An 11870-nucleotide genomic window follows, 5' to 3' on the forward strand; every position below is an offset into this window, starting at 1 on the left:
CCCGCCAGTAGATGCGTGGGAAAAATTTTCTTTAGGACAGGGAAGGTTTTCGCGGGGGCAACTGTTGTTGATACATGAATGACCCCGGCAGGTAACGGCTGCGAAGCAGCCCCGTACTCCAATGGAGGAGTGCCCGGACGCGAAGGGAGAAGCCGTGAACACCATGCGCTTCGAGATCATGCGCCTCAACGACCAGGACGGCCGTGCCGTCGACTGCACGGTCGTGGACGCCGCCTCCGTCGACCAGATCGTCCAGCAGGCCGCCGCGATCGGCCAGCGCATCTACATCCGCCCCGCCCAGTAAGGCTCCGTCACCCCGGCGTGGCCGCACGGCCGGACGCCATGAACGCGAAGGGCCCCGTACATCACGGTACGGGGCCCTCGTCGCGTCCGGATCGCGCCGACGGTCCGTCAGCCCTCGCCGCGGATGAAGCCGAAGACCCCGTTGGCGATCTGCTGCACCGCGATCGCGGAGAGCAGCATGCCCGAGAGCCGGGTGACCAGCACCACACCGCCGTCCTTGATCAGACGGATGATCACCAGTGAGTAACGCATCGTCAGCCACAGCACCACGTGCATCGCGGCGATGGCGACCCACACCGACAGCTGCTGCCCGAACCCGTGCGCGCGCTGCACCGCGAGGATCACGGTGACGATCGCGCCCGGCCCGGCGAGCAGCGGCATGCCCAGCGGCACCAGCGCGACGTTGACGTCCTTGGTCTGGGTGGGCTCGTCCGCCTTGCCGGTGAGCAGGTCGAGGGCGATGAGCAGCAGGAGCAGGCCGCCGGCGATCATCAGGGCCGGCACCGAGACGTGCAGGTAGTCGAGGATCTGCTGGCCGCAGATGCCGAAGACGGTGATGACGCCCAGGGCGACGCCGGCGGCCTGCCAGGCCATGCGGCGCTGGACCTTGGCCGCGCGGCCGGAGGTGAGGGCGAGGAATATCGGGGTGATCCCGGGCGGGTCCATGATCACGAAGAGCGTGACGAAGACCGAGCCGAACAGGGTGAGGGAGAAAAGATCCATGGGCCTAGCGGTGGTGCGGTGACAGGGGGGTGGGGGGATGTTCGGGAGCCGGCGGTTCCGGCCGCTCAGCGGTTCACGGGGTGATCGGCGCCGCGCCGGTGGCCCGGCGGACGATCTCCCGGTAGACCTCGGGGTCGGTGGTGTGCTCGCCGAGCCGGACGGTCTTGCGGGTGCCGTGGTAGTCGCTGGACCCGGTGGTGAGCAGTCCCAGCTCGGCGGCGAGGGAGCGCAGGTGGGCGCGGGTCGGCCCGTCGTGGTCCAGGTGGTCCACCTCGATGCCGTCCAGCCCGGCCGCGGCCAGGTCGTGGATGACGCTCTCGGGCACGCAGGTGCCGCGCTTGACGGCGGCGGGATGGGCGAAGACGGTCACCCCGCCCGCGTTCCTGACGAGCCGGACCGCCTCGAAGGGGTCGAGTTCGTGCTTCTCGGCGTAGGCGCGCCCGCCCGGCCCGATCCACTCGGGGGTGAACGCCTCGGCGATGCTGTCCACCAGTCCCGCCTCGATCAGCGCCTGGGCGATGTGCGGCCGGCCCACGGCGCCGTCGCCGGCGATCCGGGCGACGCGCTCCCAGGTCACCGGCACGCCGTACTCACGGAGCCGGGCGACCATGGCCTGCGCGCGGGGCACCCGGTCGTCGCGTACGAGTTCGCGTTCCCGGTGGAGCTCGGGCTCCTGCGGGTCGAAGAGGTAGGCGAGCATGTGCAGGCTCACCCCGTCGATGCGGCAGGAGAGTTCGGCGCCGGTGACCAGGGCCGGTGCCGCGACGCCCGCGGCGTGCAGCTCGGCCAGCGCCTTCTCGGCCTCGGCGTGGCCGCCGACGGTGTCGTGGTCGGTGAGGGCCACGACGTCCAGGCCGGCCGCGGCCGCGGCCCGGACCAGTTCCGCGGGGGTGTCCGTGCCGTCGGAGGCCGTGGAGTGGGTGTGCAGGTCGATTCGCACTCAGGTCACTCCAGGCGCTCGGTGCTCGGACGGATTCGGGGGTTGTGATTACCAGGATAACTGTCCGGCCAACCTCTGAATCTCAGGAGAGCAGGCGAGGGGAGAGCGCCCCGCACGGAACGAGATCGACTTCGGCGCCGGCCTCGCGCAGATCGGTCAGTATCAGCTCGTCGTACATGAGCAGGCCCGACTCCTCCGGCCACACGATCGCCCACAGCCAGAGCCCGAAGGACTCCCCCGCGAAGACCGCCCGGTCCGGTGGCGTCCCGTTCACGTGCCACAGGCCGGTCGGCCGGCCGGCCGCGATCACCTTGGCGGCCGGCGGCTTGCCGAGGCACATCGCCGGTCCGGGGTCCGGCCCCGGGATCCCGGCGAACCTCGCCCCGAGCCCGACCCCGAGCTCCTCCGCCACCAGCACCATCTCGCCCTGACCGCCGAGCGGCCCCGGCCCCGAGCACGCCACCGCCGTGGCCCGTCCGCCGCTGCGGTCGTCCCCGGCGGACGCCACCCCGGTGAAGAGCCAGCCGACCGGCAGGGGCCAGGGCATCCACACCGGGACGCGTGACCGGCTCACGACCACGCCGAGGGCTTCCACGCTCGGCGGGACGACAGGCTGCAACGGGTACACGGCGCCGTGCTCGTCGCACTGCCAGGAGTCGGCGAAGAGCCCGGGTGCTCGGACCCGGCCACCGCACTTCGGGCAACTGGGTTCGCCTCTCATAACGCCCCACGGTCCTCCCGCGGCGTGCCCGCGTCAAGGACGATCACCCGTCCGAGTCCGGCGCGTGGCGCCGTCGTACGGCACACCTCCCCCACCGGCCACACCGGCCGGCCGGGGCGTCGCCCGCGGGGCCCGTCTGAGGGGGCGTCACGGACCGCCCGGGCTCAGTCCGTCAGCGCGACCGTCGCGCGCAGCGGGTCGCGCAGGTCGGTCCCCGCCTGCAGCCAGCGCTCCTGGAGCGCCCCCGCGCCGCGCACCCGCTTCCAGGCGGCCTCGTTCGGCGTCATCGGCAGCAGCGGGAAGAAGCGGACCGGGTCCATCGGGGCGTCGAGTTCCAGGTCCTCCACGAGACCGCCGGGCTCGGCGACCAAGACGGCCGAGAACGCCGCCCCGGGCCACAGCGGTTCGCCAAGGTCCAGCGAGTTCCCCGGCGCGACGACGACGCCCTCGACCTGGGGGCCGGCGGCCAGTACGGCGAGCGGCCGCAGGACCTTGTCGGTGTCGGCGCCGCGCCCGCCGCGCAGGGTGAGCACGAACTCCGCGCGGGGTCCGCGCACGAGGTCCGCGACGACGGCGACGGGATCGTTCATCGGCGCGCGCGACATGCCGAGGGTCACGTACCGCAGCAGCTCACCGTCGCGGAAACGGAGCACCTCGATCCGTTCGGCGCCCAGGAAGGTGACCGCGGCGCGGGCGTCCGGTTCACCGAAGGCCATGCGCAGCCGCGCCTCAACGAGCCCCAGTACGTCGACCATGGGGTGAGCATAGAGCGCGTATGGAACGTGCAAAGCCGCGGCTTCGCCCGTGGGCCGCCTGATAAGGTGGGCCGTCGGCTACGCCCCTTGAGGCGTGCACATCATCCCCCAGCGGGGATCGGCCGGAGGAGGTGGGGCTGCAATGGATCCCAGTCGACCGTGCAGTACCGGCAGCTCTTCCGCCCGGCAACCCTCCTGATCCCCAGCGTTCCGTACCCGGTCGTCCGGGCCTGAAACCAAAGAACCACGGAACCGCCGGGGAATCCCGGAATTTCCCGCGAGCGCGATCGCGTGACATCGCCGCGTGCCCGCTCCCGGGACCTGTCCGGGTCACCCTGCCGCCTCCGGAAGAGCTCCTGAACTGCGCAGTGATCAAAGGTGATCACCCCTGCCCTGATCCGCATTTCAGCCCGGCCAGTCCGTGAAGGAGCTTGCCATGTCGATGATCCGCGACCTGCGCGCAGTCGTCCGCCCCGCCCTGCGCAAGAGCAGCACGTCATACGACTACGGCCCGGACCGCTCCCGCACCTCGTCGGCCACGCCCAGCTCGGTCGTGGACTGCGCCGTCTACCGGGACGGCCGCCGCGGCAGCGACCACATCTCGCCGCGCGAGGCCCTGGAGAAGGTGCGCGGCGGCGACGGCTTCGTGTGGATCGGCCTGCACGAGCCGTCGGAGCGGGAGTTCGCGGAGATCGCCGAGGTGTTCGGGCTCCACCCGCTGGCCGTGGAGGACGCCGTCCACGCCCACCAGCGGCCCAAGCTGGAGCGCTACGACGACACGCTCTTCATGGTCTTCAAGACCATCCGCTACGTCGAGCACGCCGAACTGACCGCCACCAGCGAGGTGGTGGAGAGCGGCGAGGTGATGGTCTTCACCGGCCGGCAGTTCGTCATCACCGTCCGGCACGGCGGCCACGGCTCGCTGCGCGCCCTGCGGCACCGTCTCGAGGACGACCCGGACCTGCTCGCCAAGGGTCCCTCCGCCGTGCTGCACGCCATCGCCGACCAGGTCGTCGACGACTACCTGGCGGTCAGCGAGGCCGTCCAGGACGACATCGACGAGGTGGAGATCGACGTCTTCTCCGCCCAGGGCAAGTCCCCGCGCGCCACCGACGCCGGGCGCATCTACCAGCTCAAGCGCGAGGTGCTGGAGTTCAAGCGGGCCGTCTCCCCGCTGCTGCGCCCGATGCAGATGCTCAGCGAGCGGCCGATGCGCGTGGTGGACCCGGAGATCCAGAAGTACTTCCGGGACGTCGCCGACCACGTCGCCCGCGTCCACGAGATGGTGGTCGGCTTCGACGACCTGCTCAACTCGATCCTGCAGGCCAACCTCGCCCAGGCGGCCGTCGCGCAGAACGAGGACATGCGCAAGATCACCTCCTGGGCGGCGATCATCGCCGTCCCTACCATGATCTGCGGCGTGTACGGGATGAACTTCGACTACATGCCCGAGCTGCGCTGGAGGTTCGGCTACCCGATGGTGCTGGTCGCCATCGGCGGGATCTGCTTCGCGATCCACCGCATCCTGCGCCGCAACGGCTGGCTGTAGGGCCGGCGCTAACCGGCCTTCCTGCGGTCGGCCAGGATCACCAGGGCGAGTCCGGCGAGGATCACCGCGAGCGCCGGGTAGGCCGCCGCGGGCGGGGTCTGGCCCAGCCAGACCGCCGCCACCAGGGCGGCGCCCGGCGTCTCCAGCAGGATCGCCGTGGACGTGGTCGACGCCCCGAGCCCGCGCACCACACGGTTGAGCAGGCTGTGGCCGAGCAGCTGCGCGGCCACCGTCAGGGCGATCAGCTTGGCCCAGGTGCCGCCGTCGTAGCCGCCGAGCGAGGAGCCCGAGGCCAGGCAGACGGCGAGCAGGGCCACGGCCGTGGTGGAGTAGCAGACGTAGGTGTACGCGGTCGTGCTGACGGTCCGTCGGACCTCCGCGCCGAGCAGGACGTAGCCGGCCGCCGCGATGCCGCCGCCCAGCGCCAGCGCGTCCCCGGCCAGGGCGCGCGGCGACAGCGACAGGTCGACGCCGGTCAGCAGCACCACGCCGGCAACTGCGAGGGCGGAGCCCAGCCACACCATCCGGGGCGGGCGGTGACCGCGCATCAACAGGATCAGGGTGGTCCACACCGGCGTGGTGGTGCCGAGAGCCGTGGAGGACGCCACCGAGGTCATGGTCAGGCTCGGCAGCCACAGCCCGAAGTGCAGTGCCAGCACCAGACCGGAGGCGAGCGAGAGCCCGAAGGCCCGGCGGCCCATCCCCAGCAGCTCCCGCCGGTGCCGCAGCCAGGCGAAGGGGCTCAGCACCCCGACGGCCATGGCGTTCCGCCAGAAGGCGATGGCCAGCGCGGGCGCGGCGGTCGCGGCGATCAGCGGGGCGGACAGCGAGACGCCGGCGATGGCGACGGCGAGGAGCGTGAAGTCCAGCGGCGCCTTCCCGTGCGGGACCGTGCCGGACGCGGCGTCCGCCTTCGGTGCGGCGGGCGTGGTTCTGGCGGGCGGCGCGGCGGACACGCGGGGTCTCCTCGGGGCGGGCGGGGCGGTGACCTCCTTAGCGTAAGGCCCGTTCCGGCCCTGAGCTCCTGTCGTCTCACCATGTGTGCGGCACCACGGCGGCGCCCGGCGCGGGCCACGCCATAGGGTGGGACGCATGACGGACACCGTGACGCAGCCGCAGCTGGACCAGGCCCTGGTCGAGGAGGCCGTGAAGAAGTCCGGTCTGCTCTGGGCCGACGGTCAGGCCCTGTGGCACGCCTGGGTCGACGGCGCCGTGGTGGTCGTCGGCGGCGGCCCCGGCGAGCAGCCGCTGCCCGGCCCCGGGCTCACCGACGGCGGCACCGCCACGGTCACCGTCCGGAGCAAGGACAAGGGCGGCCGGCTGGTCGCCTTCCCGGTCCGGGTCACCGAGCTGCGCCCGGACGGCGAGGCGTGGACGGCCGCGGTGGAGGAGCTCAAGGGCAAGCGCCTCAACGCGCCGGACGCGGAGACGATGACCGCGCGCTGGGCCCGCGAGTGCCGCGTACTGCGCCTGGAACCCGTCGGCGACCTGCTGGAGCGCCCGGGAGCGATGCCGGACGGCAGCGGCGCGGCGGCCCCGGTGCCGACGCCCGCGACCACCCGCCGCCCGGTGCCGGCGGGCCTGCCGAAGCTGCTGCTGCGGCGCCGCAGGAAGTCCTGAGTCCCGGGGCCCCCGGGACTACTGCGTGACGGCCTTGCCGTAGTCGACGACGTCGTCCTCGTCGGGCGCCCGCAGCGTGAAGTCCTTGCCCCAGTCGTCCATGGTCAGCGTGCCGGCGCCGCCGGCGCGTTCGTAGCGCAGCGGGTACGGCTTGCCCTCCAGGGACACGTCGATCGTGCCGCCCTCGCCGCCGTCCGCGGTGACGGCGATGGTGCGGACGCCGCCGACCGTGCGGTGTTCCCCTACGGCGAGGGCGCCGTGCAGCACGAACAGGCCCTCCAGCAGCACCTCCTTGTCGGTGAAGCCGCTGAACTGGTCGTACGCGGGGTCCGCGGTGGGGACCTTGACGTACTTGTTCTTGAGCTTGGCGCCGACCTGGTCGCCGTAGAACCCCGCGCCCGCCTTGAGGTAGAGGTCGTCGCCCACCCGCAGCAGCTCGAAGGTGCTGCCCTCGGAGGTGACCTCGCCCAGGCCGCCGTTGCCGCGCAGCCGCATGTCGAGCGTGTAGGTGTGGCCCCTGCTGACGACGGTGCCGGCCAGCCGTACCGTGTCGGCCGCGTCGGCGGCGGTGCGGGCGCGCTTCTCGATGGTCCCGGCGGGCAGCTTGCCGACGCCGTTGGTCCCCGCGTCCGGGTCGCCCGCGCACGCTGTCACCCCGGCGAGGACGAGGACCGTGCCCAGAAGGCTCACGAGGACCGACGACGACGTGCGGCCGAGGATCACGTGTTCTCTTCCTCCTGCGGTGGTACGCGCCCGTCACGCGAGGGGAGCGGCGAAGCGGAGCCGAAGCCACCGCAGCGTACCGCTGGCCGGGTGAACCCCTGTGAACGCCGTGCGAAGCACCCGTGGAGCATTACCGCGCGCCCCGCCCGCGGGGGCGGCGTTAGCCTGGCGGCATGCCAGCGGGAACCTCCCGGGTCTTCGTCTCGCACCTGTCCGGGGTGCGGGTCTTCGATCCCAACGGCGACCAGGTCGGCCGGGTCCGGGACGTGGTCGTGATGCTGCGCGTCGGGGGCCGGCCGCCGCGTGTGCTGGGGCTGGTGGTGGAGGTCGTCAGCCGGCGCCGGATCTTCCTGCCGATCACGCGCGTGACGGGCGTGGAGTCCGGTCAGGTGATCACCACCGGTGTCGTCAACATGCAGCGCTTCGAACAGCGCCCGACCGAGACCCTCGTCCTCGGCGAACTCCTCGACCGCCGGGTGACGCTCGTCGAGACCGGCGAGGAGGTGACCGTGCTGGACGTGTCCATGGTGCGCCTGGCCTCGCGCCGTGACTGGGAGATCGACAAGGCCTTCGTCCGCCGCGGCAAGGGCGGCCCGCTGCGGCGCAGCGGCCTGACTCTGACCGTGGAGTGGTCGGCGGTCACCGGCTTCTCGCTGGACGAGCACGCACAGGGCGCGGAGGCGCTGCTGGCCACCTTCGACCAGTTGCGCCCGGCCGACCTGGCGAACGTCCTGCACCACCTGTCGCCCAAGCGCCGCGCCGAGGTCGCCGCCGCCCTCGACGACGACCGGCTCGCCGACGTCCTGGAGGAGCTGCCGGACGACGACCAGGTGGAGATCCTCGGCAAGCTCAAGGAGGAGCGGGCCGCCGACGTGCTGGAGGCGATGGACCCGGACGACGCCGCCGACCTGCTGGCGGAGCTGCCGGAGGAGGAGCAGGAACGGCTGCTCGGTCTGATGGAGCCGCACGAGGCGGCCGACATGCGGCGGCTGATGTCGTACGAGGAGCGCACCGCCGGGGGTCTGATGACCACCGAACCGATCGTGCTGCGCCCCGACGCCACCGTCGCCGACGCCCTGGCCCGGGTCCGCAACCCGGACCTGTCCCCCGCGCTCGCCGCGCAGGTGTACGTCTGCCGGCCGCCGGACGAGACCCCGACCGGCAAGTACCTGGGCACGGTGCACTTCCAGCGGCTGCTGCGCGACCCCCCGTTCACCCTGGTCAGCGCGCTGCTCGACCGCGACCTGCAGCCGCTGGCGCCGGACACCCCGCTGCCGGCGGTCACCAGCTTCCTCGCCACGTACAACATGGTGTCGGTGCCGGTCGTCGACGACGGCGGCTCCCTGCTGGGCGCCGTCACCGTCGACGACGTCCTGGACCACCTGCTGCCGGAGGACTGGCGCGAGACGGAGCTGCGCGAGGCGGAGCTTGACGAGGCGGAGCAGTGAGCGAGGAACGCCCGCGCATCCGCCTGGACCAGCCGCGGGTACCGCGGATCAGCCTGCTGCCCTCCTACGACCCGGAGGCCTTCGGGCGGCTGTCGGAGAAGATCGCCCGCTTCCTGGGGACCGGCCGCTTCATCGTCTGGATGACGGTGGTGATCATCGCGTGGGTGGCGTGGAACGCGCTGGCCCCGAGGGAGCTGCGCTGGGACCCGTACCCCTTCATCTTCCTGACCCTGATGCTGTCGCTGCAGGCCTCCTACGCCGCCCCGCTGATCCTGCTGGCGCAGAACCGGCAGGACGACCGCGACCGGGTCAACCTGGAGCAGGACCGCAAGGCGAACGAGCGCAGCATCGCCGACACCGAGTACCTGACCCGCGAGGTGGCCGCGCTGCGGCTGGGCCTGGGGGAGGTCGCCACCCGCGACTGGATCCGCTCCGAACTGCAGGACCTGCTGAAGGACATCGAGGAGCGGCAGCGGGCCGAGGCGGAGTGAGCGACGGGGTGCGCCGGCGGGGGTGTGAACCCGCCCACCGGGGGTCCTGCGGGCACGGTGCGGGACGTACCATCGACGCATGGCTACCGATCCTCACCCAGGCTCCTCCCCCTCGCCCGACGCGGTGCGGGCCGCGCTCGCGACGGTGAACGACCCCGAGATCCACAAGCCGATCACCGACCTGGGCATGGTCAAATCGGTCGACATCGCGGACGACGGCGCGGTGCGGGTCGGTGTGTACCTGACGGTCTCGGGCTGTCCGATGCGGGACACCATCACCAGCTTGGTGACGACCGCCGTCGCGAAGGTCCCCGGGGTCAGCGGTGTGACCGTCGAGCTGGACGTGATGAGCGACGAGCAGCGCCGCGAGCTGGCCACCTCGCTGCGCGGCGGCCAGGCGGAGCGCGAGATCCCGTTCGCCAAGCCCGGTTCGCTGACCCGGGTGTACGCGGTCGCCTCCGGCAAGGGCGGCGTCGGCAAGTCCTCGGTGACGGTGAACCTGGCCGCCGCGATGGCCGCCGACGGGCTGAAGGTCGGTGTGGTCGACGCCGACATCTACGGCCACAGCGTGCCGCGGATGCTCGGTGCGGACGGCCGCCCGACCCAGGTCGAGAACATGATCATGCCGCCCTCGGCCAACGGCGTGAAGGTCATCTCCATCGGCATGTTCACCCCGGGCAACGCCCCGGTGGTGTGGCGCGGCCCGATGCTCCACCGGGCGCTGCAGCAGTTCCTCGCCGACGTGTATTGGGGCGACCTGGACGTGCTGCTGCTCGACCTGCCGCCCGGCACCGGCGACATCGCGATCTCCGTCGCGCAGCTGGTCCCGAACGCCGAGATCCTCGTGGTGACGACGCCCCAGCAGGCGGCGGCCGAGGTCGCCGAGCGCGCGGGCACCATCGCCGTCCAGACCCACCAGAAGATCGTCGGTGTCATCGAGAACATGTCCGGGCTGCCCTGCCCGCACTGCGGCGAGATGGTCGACGTCTTCGGCGCCGGCGGCGGCGAGCGGGTCGCCGAGGGCCTGACGCGCACCACCGGCGCCACCGTGCCGGTGCTCGGCCAGATCCCGATCGACGTGCGGCTGCGCGAGGGCGGCGACGACGGCCGCCCGGTCGTCCTCACCGACCCGGAGTCCCCGGCCGGCTCGGCGCTGCGGGCCATCGCGGGCAAGCTCGGCGGCCGCCAGCGCGGTCTCGCCGGTCTGTCGCTGGGCATCACGCCGCGCAACAAGTTCTGACCCGGTACGTCCGGTACGCCGGGTCGTACGGTCAGGCCGTCCGTGCGGCGGCAGGGCCGCGTACCGGCCCCGTGAACACCTCAGGGGCGCCTCCCGGTCCGGGAGGCGCCCCTGAGTCGTCTCTCACGGCCGGTACGTGGTGATGTCCTTCACCTGGGCCAGGCCGAGGCCGTAGGCGCTCATCCCGCGCCCGAAGGCACCGAGGTGCACCCCGCGCGCCGATCCGGCCATCACCCAGCCGTACTCCGACTCCCGGTAGTGGAAGGGTGTCGGGGCGCCGTCCACGGGCAGGGTGAGCGCCGACCAGCCGGGGCCCTCGAGGTTGTCCGCGAGGTCCCAGGCGATGGCGGTCTGCTGGTCGAGCCAGTCCTGCCGCAGGTGCCGCTCCATCTGGGTGGGCCAGGTGCACGAGAGCAGTCCCGAGCCCGCCAGCCAGGCCGCCGTGGCGACGGAGGTGGCGTCCAGCACGCCGGTGCCGTCCGAGCTGCGCCGGACGGGGCGCTCGGCGACCGTGACGACCACCACGAAGCGGCGGTTGTCGGGGGTGGGCTCGACCTTGACGGACGGTTCGTCGCCGTGGCCGGTGGAGCCGTGCTCGACCGTGCCGTCGGCGTTCAGGCCGACGGGGGCGAGCCAGCGCTCGCCGGTGAACGCCTCGTCCAGCCCGTACCAGGGGAAGTCGGCCGTGAGATGGCCGTCGACCGTACGATCCGCCGGATCAGCTGTGGTCTCCATACGCGCGGGGCCTCCTCCATAAGGGCAAACAAAGGGAGAATAGCCACTCGCGCAGCGGGAACGGGGCAGGGCCCCCGTATCAGGTGGCGTCGGAATCGAACGGCGGGGCCTCGCCGGGGGACACGTCGCGCTTGCGCAGCCGGTCCGGGGTGCCCGGGGAAGCCCCGGAGCCCGAGCCGCCGCCGCTGTCGCGGCCGTGCACGGCGTCCGTGACCGCCGACATCTCCTCCTTGAAGTCGAATCCGTTGCGGATCTCCTTCAGGCCCAGCTCGTCGTTGTCCATCAGCTGCTTGCGGACGAAGTTCTTCGGGTGCAGGTCCTCGAACTCGAAGTCCTTGAACTCCGGGCCCAGCTCGTTGCGGATGTCGGCCTTCGCGCTGTCCGAGAACTCCCGGACCTTGCGGACGAACTGCATCACGTCCTTGATGACCTTGGGCAGCTTGTCCGGCCCGAACACGAGCACGGCAAGGATCACGAGCGCGACGACCTCCAGCGCGCCTATGTCTGAAAACACCGTGCAGCTCCTCGTGGCCTCGGCCGGCGGACGGAATCCGGCGCATCTCACCGTACCTGGCCCAACCGCCTGCACGGGAGTAGGCAGGGTCAACAGTAGGTCGCGCCC

14 protein-coding genes are annotated in these 11870 nt (G+C 72.1%); 6 read left to right on the plus strand and 8 right to left on the minus strand.

Annotated elements, in window-relative coordinates:
• Positions 1-163: 163 nt before the first annotated feature.
• A complete protein-coding gene (locus tag ACZ7MY_RS32695; RefSeq protein WP_086020735.1) occupies positions 164-304 on the plus strand; it encodes a DUF8834 family protein in 141 nt (46 codons plus the stop codon).
• Between the two features lie 107 nt (positions 305-411).
• Here the strand turns inward: ACZ7MY_RS32695 and ACZ7MY_RS32700 are convergent, their stop codons facing one another.
• The 4 genes from ACZ7MY_RS32700 to ACZ7MY_RS32715 form a co-directional block, all read right to left on the minus strand.
• On the minus strand, positions 412-1026 hold the full coding sequence (locus tag ACZ7MY_RS32700; RefSeq protein ID WP_499607007.1) for a MarC family protein: 615 nt from the start codon (positions 1024-1026) through the stop codon (positions 412-414).
• A 73-nt stretch (positions 1027-1099) separates the two neighbouring features.
• Positions 1100-1966 (minus strand): PHP domain-containing protein, encoded by an 867-nt coding sequence (locus tag ACZ7MY_RS32705; RefSeq protein ID WP_499607009.1) that lies wholly within the window; start codon positions 1964-1966, stop codon positions 1100-1102.
• Positions 1967-2048: 82 nt separating this feature from the next.
• Positions 2049-2687: a DUF6758 family protein gene (locus ACZ7MY_RS32710; protein ID WP_026251441.1), complete on the minus strand. Its 639-nt coding sequence runs from the start codon at positions 2685-2687 to the stop codon at positions 2049-2051.
• A gap of 164 nt (positions 2688-2851) precedes the next feature.
• The gene (locus ACZ7MY_RS32715) at positions 2852-3442 is read right to left on the minus strand and encodes a suppressor of fused domain protein (RefSeq protein ID WP_499607011.1); all 591 of its coding nucleotides are present in this window, start codon (positions 3440-3442) and stop codon (positions 2852-2854) included.
• A 436-nt stretch (positions 3443-3878) separates the two neighbouring features.
• Between ACZ7MY_RS32715 and ACZ7MY_RS32720 the strand changes: the two genes are divergently transcribed.
• Positions 3879-4991 carry a magnesium and cobalt transport protein CorA gene (locus ACZ7MY_RS32720; RefSeq protein ID WP_499607014.1) on the plus strand — a complete coding sequence of 371 codons (1113 nt, stop codon included), beginning with the start codon at positions 3879-3881 and terminating at the stop codon, positions 4989-4991.
• Between the two features lie 8 nt (positions 4992-4999).
• On the opposite strand, the gene ACZ7MY_RS32725 is transcribed toward ACZ7MY_RS32720, so the two are convergent.
• Complete coding sequence (locus ACZ7MY_RS32725; protein ID WP_499607017.1) at positions 5000-5947, minus strand: DMT family transporter; 948 nt, start codon at positions 5945-5947, stop codon at positions 5000-5002.
• A 136-nt stretch (positions 5948-6083) separates the two neighbouring features.
• On the opposite strand from ACZ7MY_RS32725, the gene ACZ7MY_RS32730 reads away from it, so the two are divergent.
• Positions 6084-6611: a hypothetical protein gene (locus ACZ7MY_RS32730; protein ID WP_499607020.1), complete on the plus strand. Its 528-nt coding sequence runs from the start codon at positions 6084-6086 to the stop codon at positions 6609-6611.
• Between the two features lie 18 nt (positions 6612-6629).
• On the opposite strand, the gene ACZ7MY_RS32735 is transcribed toward ACZ7MY_RS32730, so the two are convergent.
• Positions 6630-7334: a hypothetical protein gene (locus ACZ7MY_RS32735; protein ID WP_499607022.1), complete on the minus strand. Its 705-nt coding sequence runs from the start codon at positions 7332-7334 to the stop codon at positions 6630-6632.
• 173 nt (positions 7335-7507) lie between these two features.
• On the opposite strand from ACZ7MY_RS32735, the gene ACZ7MY_RS32740 reads away from it, so the two are divergent.
• From ACZ7MY_RS32740 to ACZ7MY_RS32750, 3 genes are all read left to right on the plus strand, one after another.
• Positions 7508-8782: a magnesium transporter MgtE N-terminal domain-containing protein gene (locus ACZ7MY_RS32740; protein ID WP_499607023.1), complete on the plus strand. Its 1275-nt coding sequence runs from the start codon at positions 7508-7510 to the stop codon at positions 8780-8782.
• Positions 8779-9273 (plus strand): DUF1003 domain-containing protein, encoded by a 495-nt coding sequence (locus tag ACZ7MY_RS32745; RefSeq protein WP_499607026.1) that lies wholly within the window; start codon positions 8779-8781, stop codon positions 9271-9273. The genes ACZ7MY_RS32740 and ACZ7MY_RS32745 overlap by 4 nt, the downstream gene beginning before the upstream one ends.
• Positions 9274-9352: 79 nt before the next feature.
• A complete protein-coding gene (locus tag ACZ7MY_RS32750; protein ID WP_499607028.1) occupies positions 9353-10513 on the plus strand; it encodes an Mrp/NBP35 family ATP-binding protein in 1161 nt (386 codons plus the stop codon).
• A 123-nt stretch (positions 10514-10636) separates the two neighbouring features.
• Here the strand turns inward: ACZ7MY_RS32750 and ACZ7MY_RS32755 are convergent, their stop codons facing one another.
• Both ACZ7MY_RS32755 and ACZ7MY_RS32760 read right to left on the minus strand, forming a co-directional pair.
• Positions 10637-11248 carry a hypothetical protein gene (locus tag ACZ7MY_RS32755; protein WP_499607031.1) on the minus strand — a complete coding sequence of 204 codons (612 nt, stop codon included), beginning with the start codon at positions 11246-11248 and terminating at the stop codon, positions 10637-10639.
• Positions 11249-11327: 79 nt separating this feature from the next.
• On the minus strand, positions 11328-11762 hold the full coding sequence (locus tag ACZ7MY_RS32760) for a sec-independent translocase (protein ID WP_499607034.1): 435 nt from the start codon (positions 11760-11762) through the stop codon (positions 11328-11330).
• Positions 11763-11870 lie beyond the last annotated feature (108 nt).

This window comes from Streptomyces sp. NPDC111520 (assembly GCF_055635295.1).